Here is a 15240-nt window from a genome sequence, read left to right on the forward strand (position 1 = left end):
CGGCGGCAGCAGGAGCAGCCGGCTTCGGCGCGGGCGTCACCGGCGAATGAACCTGCTTCTCGTCTTCCGGACGCATGGGGCGACGCTTGCGTGTTTCCACGACAACCGCGTTCGTGCGACCTCGACCCATATCCTGCCGCACGGTGCCCTGATTCATCCCGCCCGGCTTGAGGGTGAGAGTCTTCTTAGGCTGTGCGTTAAGTGTCTTGTCGTCGTTGTTGTCGGTCATTCCGTTCCCGTTCCTTCGGACGAGAACCGGATGACGTCCATCAGGTCTCGTCGTTCAATTGCTGCATCGGAACGCGGCGACCGTACATTTCAGTCGACCGCGTCATTGTTCTGTCCGGGCAGCGTCGCGTTCCGCCTGAGGTTGGCCGCCAAGGCGGTACCGCTCAAGCATCGTTGCGCGCTTCACTACACCCTCACCCGCCTGCCCTGCAAGCGCGCAGGCATGGATAAAAGCATTCTGGCCCATCAACTCGTCCATTTCGGCTTCGCTAAAGAGCCGGAAGGACGGAATTTCGTTGCTGGCATCGCTGCCGAGTGCCCAGGCCTTGCGGGCCTGGTCCAATTTTCTGACGCCATCGGCCGCAGCATCGGTTGCGTGGAACACGGCGATCGCGTGTCCCGAACGGACAGCAGCATCGACCTTCGTCGCGCCGCTGATGAACTGGCCCGCCTTGCGCGCCATGTTCATCATACCAGCCACATGCTGCGCCATCAGCCGGTCGAGAAGAGCGAGAAGCTCCGGCCCGGCCTTGACGTCGCGTTTGAGAGCCCGCGCGAAGAGCTTCTTCGCGATGGCCTTCTCGATCAGGGCGCGCTCGGGTGTCACCCAGCAACCGCGCCCTGGCAATTGGCGTTTCAGGTCCGGAACGACGTTGCCGTCCGGGCCTGCGACGAAGCGGATCAGCTCATCCGGCGATCCGCTCTGCCGTGTCACAATGCACATACGTCCATTGACGTCGCCCTTGATCCGCCCGTCATCGTCAGTCTCGGGCAGATCGTCCGGCTCATGCGCCTGCGATGTCATTCCTGTTCGGCGGTATCCGCCTCCTCGGCAGCTTCCGCATGGGTTTCCTGTTCGGAAGCGAGCTCTTCGGCGGTGATCCAGCCTGCCAGAAGGCGAGCCTGCACCACCATATTCTCGGCCTCGACGCGCGAAACATCGAGCTTGGAGAAGATGCCTTCGAACTTCTTCGTCTCGCCGTCCTTGCGCTCGCTCCAGCCAACGAGATCGTCTGCTGCACAGCCGGCAAAGTCCTCGATGGTCTTGATGCCGTCTTCGCCCAGCGCAACCATCATCTGCGAGGTGAGGCCGTCGATCTGGCGCAGCTCGTCGGAAACGCCGAGTTCCTTGCGCTTGGCATCCATTTCGGCTTCCAGGCGTTCCAGATATTCGCGGGCGCGGGTCTGGATTTCATCGGCGGTGTCTTCGTCGAAGCCATCGATCGAGGAGATTTCGTCGAGATCGACATAGGCGAGTTCTTCAACCTGCGCGAAGCCTTCCGAAGCAAGAACCTGACCGACCATTTCGTCGACGTCGAGCGCTTCCATGAAGAGGGCCGTGCGCTCGTTGAATTCCTTCTGGCGACGCTCGGATTCTTCCTGCTCGGTCATGATGTCGATATCCCAGCCGGTCAGCTGCGATGCCAGACGCACGTTCTGACCGCGGCGGCCGATGGCGAGAGACAGCTGCTCGTCGGGAACAACCACTTCGATACGCTCGGATTCTTCATCCAGAACGACCTTGGCGACTTCCGCCGGCTGCAGGGCGTTGACGATGAAGGACGCCGGCTCCTGGCTCCACGGAATGATGTCGATCTTCTCGCCCTGCAATTCGCCGACAACGGCCTGCACGCGCGAACCGCGCATACCGACGCAGGCGCCGACCGGGTCGATCGAGCTGTCGTTCGAGATAACGGCGATCTTGGCGCGCGAACCGGGGTCACGCGCAACCGACTTGATCTGGATGATGCCGTCGTAAATTTCCGGAACTTCCATGGTGAACAGCTTCACCATGAACTGAGGATGGGTACGCGACAGGAAAATCTGCGGGCCACGCTGTTCGCGGCGAACGTCATAGACGTAGGCGCGCACGCGATCACCGTAACGCATGTTTTCGCGCGGGATCATCTCATCACGACGGATAATGCCTTCGCCACGGCCGAGATCGACGATGACATTGCCGTATTCGACGCGCTTGACGGTGCCGTTGACGATCTCGCCGATGCGGTCCTTGAACTCGTCATACTGGCGGTCACGCTCGGCTTCACGCACCTTCTGGACGATCACCTGCTTGGCGGACTGGGCGGCAATACGCCCGAAATCCATCGGCGGCAGTGGGTCGGCAATGAAATCGCCGAGCTTGGCGTCCGGGTTGCGGTCGCGGGCCAGCTCCAGCGGGATCTGGGTCGAATAGTCCTCAGCGGCCTCGACAACTTCCAGAAGACGCTGCAGGCGGATTTCGCCGGTCTTGGAGTTGATGTCGGCGCGGATGTTGGTCTCCGAACCATAGCGCGAGCGGGCGGCTTTCTGGATAGCGTCGGCCATTGCGGCAAGCACGATTTCGCGGTCGATGACCTTTTCGCGCGCCACAGCATCGGCGATCTGCAGAAGCTCAAGCCGGTTAGCACTCACTGCCATTTTTTTATCTCCGTAAGTCGCATAATTGCGGGGATCGCCCGTTTTCCGGGCTTTACGTTGGAATTAGTCTTCGTCTGCTTCGTTTTCGTCGTTCTGGTTTGCGGCAGCAGCCTTGGCCGCCTTGTCTGCCCGCAGCGCATCACGAATAAGGTCGTCCGTCAGAATGAGCTTCGCATCCGAAAGCGCAGTGAACGGAACGATGACTGTCGGCTCTTCGCCATAAGCGATCTGGTCGCGTTCCAGCTTGAAACCGTCAGCATCAACCTCAACGATCTTGCCGCGAAACCGCTTGCGGTTCTCGACCAGAATGGAGGTTTCGACCTTCACCAGATGGCCCTGCCAGCGGGTGAAATCCGATTTGCGAACCATCGGCCGGTCGATGCCGGGCGAGGAAACTTCGAGATGATACGCCTTATCGACGGGATCTTCCACATCAAGAACCGGTGAAATGGCCATGGAGATGGCTTCACAGTCCTCAACGGTCATCGTGCCGTCTTCCCGCTCCGCCATCACCTGCAGGGTCATGCCGTTCTGGTTGGAAAGCCGCACGCGTACCAGAACATAGCCCATACCTGCCAGAACAGGCTCGATGATTTCGGCAATACGCTGGTCGATGCCGGTTTCGGTTATCAGTCGCGGTTCATGTGCGGTGTCTGCCATATGGCCTTCCGGTCTCTCTTTTTCATCAGGCGATGCGCCCGCCGTTTCCGGCTCGCCTAACGAAAAAGAGCGGAGCCTTGCGGCCCCACTCTTCATCAAGCGATCAAGAATTTCAGGGGTCATATAGACCCATCGGGGCAGGATTGCAAGGTTTTCGCCAAAATCGACGACACTGGAGGCAATCGTCACATTTTCACCCCGACGATGGCGCAGGGGGTGGATTGATTTTCGGCACTGTCTATAGTTGCCGTTTGATAAATCGCAGTTGCATCAAGTGGACAGATCGTGCCTGACCGTAAATCGCCACTCGCGCCTTTAAGGCATTTGACCTACAGACGAATCTGGTTTGCGAGCATCGCCTCGAATTTCGGCGGGCTGATCCAGGCGGTGGGTGCGGCCTGGATGATGACCTCGCTGTCGAGTTCGGAAAACATGATCGCGTTGGTGCAGGCCTCCACCTCGCTGCCGATCATGCTGTTCTCGCTGATTTCAGGCGCGCTCGCCGACAGTTTCGACCGCCGACGCATCATGATTTCGGCGCAGATACTGATGCTGACGGCCTCCGTGCTGCTCACCGTCTTTGCCTGGTCGGGATGGCTCACGCCCTGGCTGCTGCTTTTTTTCACCTTCATGATCGGTTGCGGCACGGCGCTCAACAACCCATCGTGGCAGGCATCCGTCGGCGAAATGGTGCCGCGAGAGGATTTGCCGGCTGCGGTGACATTGAACAGCGTCGGCTTCAACATTACCCGCAGCGTCGGACCGGCCATTGGCGGTATCATCGTCGCCGCCGCCGGTGCCGCCGCCGCCTTTTTTGTCAATGCGCTGAGCTACTTCACGCTCATCTACGCCCTGTTTCGCTGGCAGCCGCCGAAATATGCCTCGAGCCTGCCGCGTGAGCAGCTGCTGGCGGCCATCTCGGCTGGCATGCGTTATGTGGCGATGTCGCCCAACATCGGCAAGGTGCTGGTGCGAGGCTTTCTTTTCGGCCTTTCCGCCAGCGCCATCCTTGCCCTGATGCCCATCGTCGCCCGCGATCTGGTGGAGGGCGGCCCCTTGACTTACGGCGTCATGCTGGGTGCATTCGGCGTTGGCGCCATCGGCGGCGCGCTGGTCAGCGCGCGCCTGCGGGAGATCATGTCGAGCGAATGGATCGTTCGCGTGGCTTTTCTCGGCTTTGCTTTCAGTGCCGGAGTGACTGCAATCAGCACCAATGCCATCATTACGTCCCTGGTGCTTACGATCGCCGGCGCCTGCTGGGTTCTGGCGTTGTCGCTCTTCAACACCATCGTTCAGCTTTCCACGCCGCGCTGGGTGGTGGGCCGGGCGCTTTCGCTTTACCAGACGCTGACCTTCGGCGGTATCGCCGTCGGCAGCTGGCTATGGGGTGAACTTGCCGAGGACTTCGGCATTTCCTATTCCCTGCTGGGCTCCTGTCTCCTGATGCTGCTCGGCGTTGTCGTGGGCTTCAAACTTGCCATGCCGGCCTTCGCCTCGCTCAATCTCGATCCGCTCAACCGGTTCGTGGAGCCGCCGCTCAGGCTCGATATCAAGCCGCGCAGTGGTCCCATCGCTATCCTTATCGACTATGAAATCCACGACGAGGACCTTGGTGAATTCCTGCCGCTGATGGCGGAGCGTCGCCGTATCCGTATCCGCGATGGCGCCCGCAACTGGAACCTGATGCGCGATCTCGAAAACCCTGATATCTGGACGGAAAGTTACCATGTGCCGACTTGGGTGGAATATGTCCGCCATAACCACCGCCGCACCCAGGCGGATGCGGAAGCCTGGGACCGGCTGCTGGAGCTTCATCGCGGTAAGACGCGCCCCCGGGTGCATCGGATGATCGAGCGGCAAACCATTCCACCGACCGACGACATCTTTCACAAGCCGCACACCGATCAGCATTGAGAGACAATGTTAAGTGAGTGGCGATGCCCTTCCCGCACTCTCCCGTCATCCTCGGGCCTGTCCCGAGGATCCAAACACCTGTCGTTCAATCAATCGGTTGCAGATGCTCGGGACGGGCGCGAGCATGACGGAGGAGAGGTTTTCACACGTTGCCAGCAACCGCTACTTCAGCTTCGTCTTCAGCGTGGCGTCTGGAAAACACGTTGGGGCCAAGCCGTTTTTCGCCTGCCAGTCGCCGAGTGAGCGACGCGTCTTGAAACCGGCCAGCCCGTCCGCCTTTCCCACATCGTAACCCTTGGCGACCAGCGCCTTCTGCATGGTGAGGACATCCGAGCGCAGCATAGAGCCGACATTGCCCCATTCCCCCTTGAACGGTCCTGCGCCATGGGCGATGCGGTCGGCGAGATTGCCGATGAAAAGGGCGTAGAGATCGGAATTGTTATATTCCTTGATGACGTAGAAATTCGGTGTCACCACGAATTCCGGCCCGTGTCTCCCGGCAGGCACCAGCATCATGCCGTCGGCAGTCAGGTCATTGGCAGGAAAGGCTTTTCCGGAGATGCGGGTAATGCCCATCTTCGCCCAGTCGGCCACCGGCCGGGCGAGGTCGGGGCCTTCCTGCGCGCAGGAGACATTGGCCGGGATGGATACTTCGAAACCCCAGTCACGACCGCGTTGCCAGCCGCGCGCAGAAAGATAGTTCGCTATGGATGCCAGAGCGTCGGGCACGGAGTTCCAGATGTCGCGCTGACCGTCGCCATCGAAGTCCACGGCATATTTCAGATAGCTCGACGGCATGAATTGCGGCTGGCCGAGCGCACCGGCCCAGGAACCCATCATGCGCGAGGCAGCGATATCACCGCTTTCGACGATCTTCAGCGCATCGAGCAGCTCGGTGCGGAACATCTCCCGGCGGGTCGACATATAGGCCTTCGTGGCCAAGACATCGATCACGGAATGGGGAAGTTTTGCCCGACCGAAACCGGATTCGCGGCCCCATATGGCAACGACGATATCGCCGGGCACACCATATTTGGCTTCTATCCGGCGTAGCGTCGCCGCGTGGGTGGAGGCAAGCGAACGCCCGGTGGCCGCCAGCCCCTGTAGCCGCTTTTCGGAGAAATAGGGGCCTGGAGAGGAAAATTCCGCCTGACTCTGGCTCTGTTCCTTCGGCGGTTTCTGGCCCGGAATGATGAGATCGGGCAGGTTCCAGTTGATGGACAGACCGCTCAGCGTGGCCTCAAGCGTCTTTTGCGAAATGCCGGCCTTGCGGGCTTCCGGCCAGATCTCTTTTTTCAGCCAGGCATGAAATTCGACATCATATCGGGCTGCCGCAGCTCCTGTCGGTGCCGATTGCGCCAACGCCGTCGTTGCTGAAAAAACGGAAAGAAGGCCAGCCAGTGCCTTCGTGGCAAAACGGTTTCGCATTCGGTCTCCTCTTTGAATGACGGGGAGGGAGGGGCGCTTTAGATTGTCGTGCGCGCCCGAAGCGCCGCCGTCAATGTCCCCTCATCGAGATAGTCAAGTTCGCCGCCCACCGGCACGCCGTGCGCAAGCCGGGTGATCTTGATGTCGAGACCGGAGAGGCGGTCAGTGATGTAATGGGCGGTTGCCTGCCCTTCCACAGTCGCATTGACGGCGATGATGAGTTCGCGAATGCCGCCGGCGCTCACACGGTCGATCAGGCCCTTGATGTTCAGGTCCTCCGGTCCAACGCCGTCCAGCGGCGACAGCGTGCCACCCAGAACATGATAGGCGGTGTTCATCGCGCCTGTCCGCTCCAGCGCCCACAAATCCGACACGTCTTCCACCACGATGATGACCGACTGATCGCGCCGGTCGTCGGTGCAGACGGTGCAGGGATCGATCGTGTCGACATTGCCGCAGCAGGAGCAGATCTTCACCTTGTCATAGGCTTCGCCCATGGCTTGTCCCAAAGGCCCGAGAAGCTGCTCCTTCTTCTTGATGAGATGCAGCGCCGCCCGGCGCGCAGAGCGGGGGCCAAGCCCCGGCACTTTTGCCAGAAGCTGGATCAGTTTTTCGATTTCGGGGCCAGTGACTCGTTTTGCCATGAGCGCTTTCTACTGCATAAATTAGGAAACGGGAATCATGAAGCGCGAAGGGCAGTCCATGAAAATACGGGCGGTGTGCCGGGGCGAGGCAAGAAGCCTGCCAGGAAAGACGACGAAGACGGGTATCTTCAAGCACGCGGTGCAGGGGCCGGTGATGGTCGATGCCCAGGGCATCGTCAGCGACGCCGTTTGCAATCGCAAACATCACGGCGGGCCGGACCAGGCGATCTACGTCATGGGTTCGGCCGATCTCGACTTCTGGTCCCATTCTCTTGGCTATGCGGTTGAACCGGGTTTTTTCGGCGAAAATCTGGTCATCGATGATGTCGACAGCGCAGAGCTGCATGTTGGCGACAGGTTCAAGGCAAATGAAGTCGTGCTGGAAGTGACCGCCGCGCGCATTCCCTGCGCCACGCTGTCGGCCCGGATCGGCGATACCGATTTCGCGCCTCGCTTCCGGCATGCGGGCCATCCGGGTTTTTATTGCCGCGTATTGAGCGGTGGAATGCTCGCTGCCGGGGAGGAGATCGCCTTTGAAGCCTATCAGGGAACGAAGCTGGCGATACCAACCATTTTGCAACGATTTCGTCCATTGCGGCTGAGCGTGTCGGAACGTGCGGCCTATCTCGAAACACCGCTTGCAAGCCGGTTTCGGGCGATGCTGGAAGTCTGAAAATAGGTGACCGCCAAACCGGCTGAAGGCCGGAATGGCGGACAGATCATCAAATCAGAATGGCAGCTTCATGCCGGGGGGCAGCGGCAGACCGGCGGTCAGGCCAGCCATCTTTTCCTGGGCCTGCGCCTCGCCCTTACCCTTCGCGTCCTTGTGGGCCGCAACGATGAGGTCTTCGAGGATTTCGACTTCGTCTTCCTTGAGCAGCGACGGATCGATCTTCAGACCACGCATTTCGCCCTTGCCGTTCAGAATAACGGTGACAAGACCGCCGCCGGCACGTCCTTCGATTTCAAGCGCAGCAATTTCTTCCTGCACCTTCTCCATCTTGGACTGCATTTCCTTGACCTTGCCCATCATGCCCATGATGTCGCGCATATGCCAATCTCCTGTTCTTCTTGTTTAAAACTCGATGTCGTCGCCGGGAAGGATGTCGCCTTCGCTCGATTCGGCAACCGATGGCGGGGTGATATCCTCCGCCTCATCCTGTAACGCGGCGCGGATGCGCACGTCGGTGATTTTAGCACCCGGAAACTGCGCCAGAATCGCGGCGACGTCGGGGTCCTGCCGTGCATCGACGAGACGCGCATCGCGGGCGTTGCCTTCCGCTTCGACAAGCGTCGGCTCGCCCTGCTCCTTGCTGAGGCTGACGATCCAGTGGATGCCGGTCCATTCCTTCAGCTTAACGCCCAGTTCGCCGGGAAGTGAGCCGGGTGCGCCCTCGCCGAGGCGCATATCAAGCCGGCCGGGCTCCAGCCGCACCAGCCGCACGAAGTTGCGAACCTTCGCCCGCATGACCGGATCGCGGTTTTTCTGGCAGAGATCGGCTATATCCTGCAGCGAATTAACGGGAACTTTCGGCTCCGGCCGTTCCTCGATCTTCGCGGATGCAACCTGCATTTCCTGCGGCCGACTGTCTGGAACGGCGCGCAGCATGGTGGAGGGCTGCGGACCTGCCTGCCTCTGGGCGGCAAATTCTGCGGGTCTTCCTGCTGCCACAGTCTGCCCCGACGAGTAGGCGCGAGCACCGCCACCATTGCCGCCGCCTGATGGCGCGCCATTGGCATAACCGCCGCCATCGCCATTCGAAAGTTCGAGCAGGCGACGTGCCGCATCCTCAGGTGCGGGTAGATTGGCGGCATGCGAAAGTCGGATCAGCACCATCTCGGCAGCACCGGCGGGGCGAGAAGCGTTTTCCGTTTCCGGAATTCCCTTCAGCAGCATCTGCCAGATGCGCGACAGCGCCGTCACGGCGATGGTGTCGGCAAACTCCGCGCCCCGCACGCGCTCCACTTCGGAGAGCGAGGGGTCTTCCGCCGCATCAGGCACGTATTTCATCCGAGTGACGAGGTGGGTGAAGTCGGCAAGATCGTTCAACACGACGACGGGGTTCGCGCCGGCCTCATATTGCCCGTTGAATTCCGCAAGGGCAGCGGCGACATCACCCTTCACGACATGCTGGAAAAGATCGACGATGCGCGCACGGTCGGCAAGACCCAGCATGCCGCGCACTGCTTCTGCCTCCACACGGCCGCCGCCATGGGCAATCGCCTGATCGAGCAGCGACAGGCCGTCGCGGGCGGAACCTTCGGCCGCACGCGCAATCATGGATAGAGCCTGCGGATCGGCCTCGAAGCCTTCCTTGCCGGCAATGGCGGTAAACAGCCCGACGAGATCAGCAGCGCTGATACGGCGCAGATCGAATCGCTGACAGCGTGACAGAACCGTGATCGGAACCTTGCGGATTTCCGTTGTCGCGAAGATGAACTTCACATGCTCCGGCGGCTCTTCCAGGGTCTTCAAAAGACCGTTGAAAGCCTGTGTCGAGAGCATGTGTACTTCGTCGATGATATAGACCTTGTAACGCGCCGAGACCGGGCGATAGCGCACCTGCTCGATAATCTCGCGAATATCGTCGATACCCGTATGGGAGGCGGCGTCCATCTCGATGACGTCGACATGCCGGCCTTCCATGATCGCCTGGCAATGTTCGCCGGGAATGCGCAGATCGATGGTCGGCTTGTCGATGGTGTCGGTCTTGTAGTTCAGCGCACGGGCGAGAATGCGGGCCGTGGTGGTTTTGCCCACACCGCGAACGCCCGTCAGCATATAGGCCTGCGCGATACGTCCGGTCTCAAACGCATTGGTCAGCGTGCGGACCATCGGCTCCTGGCCGACCATCAGATCGGAAAAATCCTTCGGGCGATATTTGCGTGCCAGTACCCGGTAGCCGGTCCCGACCTGGGATTCGCTCGATGTGGTGGGTACGGTATCGCTCATCGCCTCGCCAGTTTGTTTTGCCAGTTATCTTGGGGCGCAGTTGTCTTGGGGCGCGGAACTGGCCCGGCGAAAGCTGAGCACGGCATTTAAAAAAGGTGGGAGGCTGGCACGGCGACCCGTGCCGGGCTCGTTAGGGCTGCTTCCTTCCGGACCTGACCCGGTTGGCGAGTGGCTCGTCCACCACCAACCTCCCGGGGCCACATATCGGCAATATCGACAGCAAATGCAAGCCAAGCCTTCAAAAAACTGCTATCACGATGAAAACAAACATGGAGGACGCCTTGGAGACATTCCAGCTGGACGAAAGACTGGCGCGCGACAGCGTGCTTGTGACACGTTTGGGTCTTTGCGAGCTGCGCTTGCAAAACGACAGTCGCTGGCCCTGGCTGGTGCTGGTGCCGCAGCGGGATGGCGTCAGCGAATTGTTCGATCTCACTCCGCTCGATCAGGCCGTGCTGACATTCGAGACCAATCTCGTCGCATCCGCCTTGAAGGACATCACCGGAGCCACCAAGATTAATGTCGGCGCTTTGGGCAATATCGTCCGGCAGCTGCATGTCCACATTATCGCCCGCAATGAAGGCGACACCTGCTGGCCCGGTCCCATCTGGGGTCACGGAACGGCGGTACCGTATGCGGCGGGCGAAAAGGAAAGCCTCATGAAAAAAATCTCCGGCGCACTCTGATGATATCAATGAAAATTTTCGAAACCACGGCACCCCATCCAGAAGCAAGCCTGCTGACGGCTTTTTCCAAAAATGCTCTCGACCGTTTCGCCGAAAAGCGCGCCGAGGAGTGCGTTGCCGAGGCGCTGAAAGTCGACGGCACCCATATTTTCGCCTTTTCAGGTAACCGGCTGGTCCTCAAGCATGACGAGCAGGTGATCGACCCCCTGTTTGCCGCCTATGAACTGGCAGAGTTGCAGCCGGATTTCGACAATGCTGTGCTGCTCGGCTATCGCGAAACCGGCGAACCACGAATTGCGGTGCCTGTTGCCATCGCGGAGGACCAGCTGGCAAGCCACTACAAGCTGGCCGATGCCCGCACACTTTACCGCGATCATCTGCTGGATGAAGAGTTGTTGAGCGAGGTGGCCCAAGCCGTCAGCCTGACGCACTGGAACGGCGACAATCGTTTCTGCGGACGATGCGGCGGCACCATGGAGCTGCGGATCGGCGGCTATAAGCGCATCTGTTCGGCTTGCAACCACACGATTTTTCCCCGTACCGATCCCGTCGTCATCATGATGACGATCGACATCGAACGCGATCTTTGCCTGCTTGGCCGCGGCGCGCATTTTGCGCCGGGCATGTATTCATGCCTCGCCGGTTTCGTTGAGCCGGGAGAGACGATCGAACAGGCCGTGCGCCGGGAAACGCATGAGGAATCGGGCGTCGACGTCGGTCGTGTTCGCTACCACGCCTCCCAGCCATGGCCGATGCCGCACACGTTGATGATCGGCTGTTATGCCGAGGCGCTCTCATCCGAAATTGCGCGCGACGAGATAGAGCTTGAGGATTGCCGCTGGTTCACACGAGAAGAGGTGGCGAAGATGCTGGATGCACCGGCGGGGGAAGGTTTCTCGGCTCCGCCGATCGGCGCAATCGCGCATCGGCTGATGCGCGATTGGGTGGAGTGGCCAAAGTGACCTAACGGCCTGTGGCGGGCTCAGCTCTGGTTGAGCTTGCCGCGCATGGGGTGACCCTTGTAAACTCCGAGAATGCGGACCTTCTCGGAAAAGAAGCGCAGTTCATCCAGCGCGTGCCGCACGGATTCGTCTTCGGGATGCCCCTCGATGTCGGCATAAAACTGCGTCGCCACAAACTTGCCGCCCAGCTGATAGCTCTCAAGCTTGGTCATGTTGATGCCATTGGTCGCGAAACCGCCCATGGCTTTGTAAAGCGCGGCGGGAATGTTGCGGACGTTGAAGACAAAGGTCGTGACGAGAATCTCGTCGCTCGTCTGGCGCTTCGCCCAGTTTTCGTCGCGCGACAGCACCACGAATCGGGTGACGTTGTTCTCGGAATCCTCGACATTCTCGGCGAGAATATCGAGGCCGTAGAGGCTCGCGGCAAGGCGCGGCGCAAGGGCTGCCATGCTTCGGTCGCCCGTTTCGGAAACGAGCCTTGCCGAACCCGCGGTATCGCCGGCGATGACAGGCTTCCAGCCGTTGGAGCGAATGATCTTGCGGCACTGGCCAAGCGCATGGATATGGCTGTGCACGGTGCGGATTTCGTCCTTCGTCACACCCGGCATCACCATCAGCTGAAAACGGATCGGCATGAAATATTCGCCGATGATGTGCAGGCGTGATTCGGGCAGCAGATGGTGAATATCCGCCACCCGGCCGGCGAGCGTGTTTTCGATCGGGATCATGCCGAGGTCAGCTTCGCCGTTTTCGATGGCGTTGAAGGCATCCTCGAATGTCGGGCACGGCAGAGGTTCCATATCCGGAAACATGTCGCGGCAGGCCATGTCGGAATTCGCGCCGAATTCGCCCTGGAAGGCAATACGATTGGTGATCAGGCTCATGAAAACTGTCCGTTAATGGGTTCTGCTTGCGAGAATTTTGCGGGCTTTTTCGAGGTCATGCGGCGTGTCGACGCCGAGCGGTACGGAGTGGACGATTTCCGCGTCGATGCGCATGCCGGCCTCGAGTGCCCGCAACTGCTCCAGCCGTTCGCGCTTTTCCAGAGGGGACGGCGGCAGGCTTACGAATGTCTCCAGCGCTGCACGGCGATAGGTGTAGAGACCGATGTGATGATAAAGCGGGCCATCGCCATAGGGCGCGGTGGTGCGCGTAAAATAAAGCGCGCGCAGTCTCGTATCGGAAAGCGGGCTGCCGACGACTTTCACGACGTTGGGATTGGTCTTTTCCTGTTCGTCGGTGATTTCGACCGTCAGCGTCGCAATGTCGACGGCGGAATTTTCCAGTGGGCGCAGCGAGGCGCGAATTGTTTCCGCCTCGATGGTCGGGAGGTCACCCTGGACATTGATGATATAGTCGGCCTTGCCGTAGGGATCGGCCTTTTGCAGCGCTTCGAAAATCCGGTCCGAACCGGATTGATGGTCGTCGCGCGTCATCATCACGTCGAAACCGGCACTTTGAACGGCGGAAAACACCTGTTCGTCATCAACGGCAACAACGATTCGTTCCGCGCCTGCTTCCCGCGCGCGCAGTGCCACCTGCACGATCATCGGCTTGCCGCCGATGTCGGCGAGCGGCTTGCCAGGCAGGCGCGTGGATGCCATCCGCGCCGGTATGAGGACGACAGCTTTCTCGAATTCCCGATTCTTCATCCGACACCCTTCAAATCCCGACCGAAAAGTGTCAAAACGTCACGGTGTGGGGAACATTATTCAAGTTGCGCAGGCTGTGCAAAAGCCATAGCTTTCGAGCAATTTCAAGATGCCCGGTTATATGGAGCGGATGCGAGGGAGCGCATATAGATGAATTCTTATGTTAATATGGGCGTTGGGGCGTTGCTGGGCACGGTTTTCGTTCTGATGTCGGTGTCGATTGCCTCTGAGGGCATTTTCCATGCACCGGCGCCCGAGAAGGAAGGTTTCGCTATTGTTGCCGCCGAAAGCGGTGGCGAAGCCGGTGGCGGAGAAGCTGCTGCAGCCGCGACGCCGATTGCAAAACTGCTTGCGAGCGCCGACGCCGCCAAGGGCGAGGCGGTCTTCAAGAAGTGTACGAGCTGTCATACCGGAGAGAGTGGTGGTCCAAACAAGGTCGGCCCCAATCTCTTCGATGTCGTCAACCGGCCGATCGCCAGCCACGAAGGTTTCAGCTACTCCGCAGCGATGAAGGATTTTTCCAAGGGCGGCTCCGTCCACTGGGATTACGATCACCTCAACTACTTCCTGGAAGCTCCGAAGAAACATGTTCCCGGCACGGCCATGGGCTTTGCAGGCGTGAAGAAGGAAACGGAAAGAGCCGACCTCATCGCTTATCTGCGCTCGCTGTCGGCAAGCCCTGCGCCGCTTCCGGATCCGAATGCGCCGCCCGCACCGATGAACTGATTGTCTTCATGGTGCATGATGAAAGCCAGGCAGCGCTGCCGGGCTTATACATTAAAGGCCGGAACATCGTTATGATGTTCCGGCCTTTTTTGTCTTGAGGGCGATTGCAACACCGTCAAGACGACGCAAGGGCAATCGAAGCGGCGGACGTGAGAATCAGAAGCCCTTGCCGCCGCGCACCTCGGATATCACCGTGCCGACCATGATCTTGATATCCAGCCAAATCGAAAAATTCTCGACGTAATAAAGATCTGAGACGATCCGGGCGCGCGCCTTGTCGCTGCGGTCCGTCGGGCCGCGCAAACCTCGCATCTGCGCAAGGCCGGTAATGCCCGGCCGCACCCGGTGCCGCATGTGATAGTGCGGAACCAGTTCTTCGTAGAGGCGTCCTGCGGCCAGCATCCCGATGGCATGGCAACGCGGCCCGACCAGGGACATATCGCCCTTCAGCACATTCAGAAGCTGCGGCAGTTCATCGATATTGGTGCGGCGAAGAATAGCGCCGACGCGGGTAACGCGGGGATCGTCTTTAACCGTTTGCGCCACACCGGTCGCATCACACAGATCGCTTTTCATGGAGCGGAATTTATAGACACGGATCTTCCGTCCGTTCATGCCCCAACGCACCTGTGAAAACAGGACCGGTCCTTTGCTATCCAGTTTCACCAGCGCTGCTACCGTGATCAACACGGGGGCGAGCGCGACAAGGGCAATGGTTGCCCCCGCTATGTCCATCATTCTTTTCAGCGCGAACTGACTGCGCTTAGACGCCGAGATGCCTTTTTCAAAGGAAGGCTGCGCCTGTGCCGATTCAAAAGTCGCTAATGTAGAATTGGCGGCCCCGTAAAAAGCGGCGGACGACGAGCTTTCAGTACCCAGCATAATATCACGCCCTGAAAAGTTCTTTTGTTGGAAATATTAAAATATATTAATGGTTAACAATTTATTTACCATAGAATACTGCTGAAA

General features: G+C 59.6%; 16 protein-coding genes and 1 other RNA gene. 5 read left to right on the forward strand and 12 right to left on the reverse strand.

Going from position 1 to position 15240, the window contains the following annotated elements; genetic code table 11:
- The 4 genes from ACUTJJ_RS08465 to rimP all read right to left on the reverse strand — a co-directional run.
- The coding region (locus ACUTJJ_RS08465; RefSeq protein ID WP_445541873.1) for a translation initiation factor IF-2 associated domain-containing protein at positions 1 to 229 on the reverse strand (229 nt) is incomplete at its 3' end.
- Positions 230 to 331: 102 nt separating this feature from the next.
- Complete coding sequence (locus ACUTJJ_RS08470) at positions 332 to 1033, reverse strand: RNA-binding protein (protein ID WP_063949333.1); 702 nt, start codon at positions 1031 to 1033, stop codon at positions 332 to 334.
- Complete coding sequence (nusA, locus tag ACUTJJ_RS08475) at positions 1030 to 2646, reverse strand: transcription termination factor NusA (RefSeq protein WP_445541874.1); 1617 nt, start codon at positions 2644 to 2646, stop codon at positions 1030 to 1032. The genes ACUTJJ_RS08470 and nusA overlap by 4 nt, the downstream gene beginning before the upstream one ends.
- A gap of 63 nt (positions 2647 to 2709) precedes the next feature.
- Complete coding sequence (rimP, locus tag ACUTJJ_RS08480; protein WP_144576252.1) at positions 2710 to 3306, reverse strand: ribosome maturation factor RimP; 597 nt, start codon at positions 3304 to 3306, stop codon at positions 2710 to 2712.
- Positions 3307 to 3591: 285 nt separating this feature from the next.
- Here rimP and ACUTJJ_RS08485 point away from each other — a divergent pair, with 285 nt between their 5' ends.
- Positions 3592 to 5220: an MFS transporter gene (locus tag ACUTJJ_RS08485; RefSeq protein WP_445541875.1), complete on the forward strand. Its 1629-nt coding sequence runs from the start codon at positions 3592 to 3594 to the stop codon at positions 5218 to 5220.
- 162 nt (positions 5221 to 5382) lie between these two features.
- Here ACUTJJ_RS08485 and ACUTJJ_RS08490 read toward each other — a convergent pair whose 3' ends face one another.
- Together ACUTJJ_RS08490 and recR are read right to left on the reverse strand one after the other, a co-directional pair.
- Positions 5383 to 6648: a lytic murein transglycosylase gene (locus ACUTJJ_RS08490; protein ID WP_445541876.1), complete on the reverse strand. Its 1266-nt coding sequence runs from the start codon at positions 6646 to 6648 to the stop codon at positions 5383 to 5385.
- A gap of 38 nt (positions 6649 to 6686) precedes the next feature.
- On the reverse strand, positions 6687 to 7292 hold the full coding sequence (recR, locus tag ACUTJJ_RS08495) for a recombination mediator RecR (RefSeq protein WP_445541877.1): 606 nt from the start codon (positions 7290 to 7292) through the stop codon (positions 6687 to 6689).
- Between the two features lie 37 nt (positions 7293 to 7329).
- Here recR and ACUTJJ_RS08500 point away from each other — a divergent pair, with 37 nt between their 5' ends.
- Complete coding sequence (locus ACUTJJ_RS08500) at positions 7330 to 7965, forward strand: MOSC domain-containing protein (RefSeq protein ID WP_445541878.1); 636 nt, start codon at positions 7330 to 7332, stop codon at positions 7963 to 7965.
- A 54-nt stretch (positions 7966 to 8019) separates the two neighbouring features.
- On the opposite strand, the gene ACUTJJ_RS08505 is transcribed toward ACUTJJ_RS08500, so the two are convergent.
- The 3 genes from ACUTJJ_RS08505 to ffs form a co-directional block, all read right to left on the reverse strand.
- Positions 8020 to 8343, reverse strand: a complete 324-nt coding sequence (locus ACUTJJ_RS08505; RefSeq protein WP_063949339.1) for a YbaB/EbfC family nucleoid-associated protein — start codon at positions 8341 to 8343, stop codon at positions 8020 to 8022.
- 24 nt (positions 8344 to 8367) lie between these two features.
- Positions 8368 to 10245, reverse strand: coding sequence for a DNA polymerase III subunit gamma/tau (locus ACUTJJ_RS08510; RefSeq protein ID WP_404494381.1), 1878 nt, complete (start codon positions 10243 to 10245; stop codon positions 8368 to 8370).
- Between the two features lie 95 nt (positions 10246 to 10340).
- Positions 10341 to 10437: signal recognition particle sRNA small type (gene ffs / locus ACUTJJ_RS08515), an RNA gene on the reverse strand.
- A 65-nt stretch (positions 10438 to 10502) separates the two neighbouring features.
- Between ffs and ACUTJJ_RS08520 the strand changes: the two genes are divergently transcribed.
- Positions 10503 to 10931 (forward strand): HIT domain-containing protein, encoded by a 429-nt coding sequence (locus ACUTJJ_RS08520; RefSeq protein WP_063949788.1) that lies wholly within the window; start codon positions 10503 to 10505, stop codon positions 10929 to 10931.
- Positions 10931 to 11893 (forward strand): NAD(+) diphosphatase, encoded by a 963-nt coding sequence (gene nudC / locus ACUTJJ_RS08525; RefSeq protein WP_445541879.1) that lies wholly within the window; start codon positions 10931 to 10933, stop codon positions 11891 to 11893. Before ACUTJJ_RS08520 ends, nudC begins: the two co-directional genes overlap by 1 nt.
- A 20-nt stretch (positions 11894 to 11913) precedes the next feature.
- On the opposite strand, the gene ACUTJJ_RS08530 is transcribed toward nudC, so the two are convergent.
- Positions 11914 to 12777 (reverse strand): prephenate dehydratase, encoded by an 864-nt coding sequence (locus tag ACUTJJ_RS08530; RefSeq protein ID WP_063949341.1) that lies wholly within the window; start codon positions 12775 to 12777, stop codon positions 11914 to 11916.
- A gap of 12 nt (positions 12778 to 12789) precedes the next feature.
- A complete protein-coding gene (locus ACUTJJ_RS08535; RefSeq protein ID WP_063949342.1) occupies positions 12790 to 13545 on the reverse strand; it encodes a 3-deoxy-manno-octulosonate cytidylyltransferase in 756 nt (251 codons plus the stop codon).
- A 150-nt stretch (positions 13546 to 13695) separates the two neighbouring features.
- On the opposite strand from ACUTJJ_RS08535, the gene ACUTJJ_RS08540 reads away from it, so the two are divergent.
- Complete coding sequence (locus ACUTJJ_RS08540) at positions 13696 to 14271, forward strand: c-type cytochrome (RefSeq protein ID WP_063949343.1); 576 nt, start codon at positions 13696 to 13698, stop codon at positions 14269 to 14271.
- A gap of 156 nt (positions 14272 to 14427) precedes the next feature.
- Here the strand turns inward: ACUTJJ_RS08540 and ACUTJJ_RS08545 are convergent, their stop codons facing one another.
- The gene (locus tag ACUTJJ_RS08545; protein WP_445541880.1) at positions 14428 to 15153 is read right to left on the reverse strand and encodes a sugar transferase; all 726 of its coding nucleotides are present in this window, start codon (positions 15151 to 15153) and stop codon (positions 14428 to 14430) included.
- Between the last annotated feature and the right edge of the window lie 87 nt (positions 15154 to 15240).

Source organism: Agrobacterium sp. DKPNP3, from assembly GCF_052686535.1.

What these genes read in the sequence shown, in the direction of transcription:
- ACUTJJ_RS08470 (WP_063949333.1), bottom strand. Translation starts at nt 1,033, where the DNA reads ATGACATCGCAGGCGCATGAGCCGGACGATCTGCCCGAGACTGACGAT.
- nusA (WP_445541874.1), bottom strand. Translation starts at nt 2,646, where the DNA reads ATGGCAGTGAGTGCTAACCGGCTTGAGCTTCTGCAGATCGCCGATGCT.
- rimP (WP_144576252.1), bottom strand. Translation starts at nt 3,306, where the DNA reads ATGGCAGACACCGCACATGAACCGCGACTGATAACCGAAACCGGCATC.
- ACUTJJ_RS08490 (WP_445541876.1), bottom strand. Translation starts at nt 6,648, where the DNA reads ATGCGAAACCGTTTTGCCACGAAGGCACTGGCTGGCCTTCTTTCCGTT.
- recR (WP_445541877.1), bottom strand. Translation starts at nt 7,292, where the DNA reads ATGGCAAAACGAGTCACTGGCCCCGAAATCGAAAAACTGATCCAGCTT.
- ACUTJJ_RS08500 (WP_445541878.1), top strand. Translation starts at nt 7,330, where the DNA reads ATGAAGCGCGAAGGGCAGTCCATGAAAATACGGGCGGTGTGCCGGGGC.
- ACUTJJ_RS08505 (WP_063949339.1), bottom strand. Translation starts at nt 8,343, where the DNA reads ATGCGCGACATCATGGGCATGATGGGCAAGGTCAAGGAAATGCAGTCC.
- ACUTJJ_RS08510 (WP_404494381.1), bottom strand. Translation starts at nt 10,245, where the DNA reads ATGAGCGATACCGTACCCACCACATCGAGCGAATCCCAGGTCGGGACC.
- ACUTJJ_RS08520 (WP_063949788.1), top strand. Translation starts at nt 10,503, where the DNA reads ATGAAAACAAACATGGAGGACGCCTTGGAGACATTCCAGCTGGACGAA.
- nudC (WP_445541879.1), top strand. Translation starts at nt 10,931, where the DNA reads ATGATATCAATGAAAATTTTCGAAACCACGGCACCCCATCCAGAAGCA.
- ACUTJJ_RS08530 (WP_063949341.1), bottom strand. Translation starts at nt 12,777, where the DNA reads ATGAGCCTGATCACCAATCGTATTGCCTTCCAGGGCGAATTCGGCGCG.
- ACUTJJ_RS08535 (WP_063949342.1), bottom strand. Translation starts at nt 13,545, where the DNA reads ATGAAGAATCGGGAATTCGAGAAAGCTGTCGTCCTCATACCGGCGCGG.
- ACUTJJ_RS08540 (WP_063949343.1), top strand. Translation starts at nt 13,696, where the DNA reads ATGAATTCTTATGTTAATATGGGCGTTGGGGCGTTGCTGGGCACGGTT.
- ACUTJJ_RS08545 (WP_445541880.1), bottom strand. Translation starts at nt 15,153, where the DNA reads ATGCTGGGTACTGAAAGCTCGTCGTCCGCCGCTTTTTACGGGGCCGCC.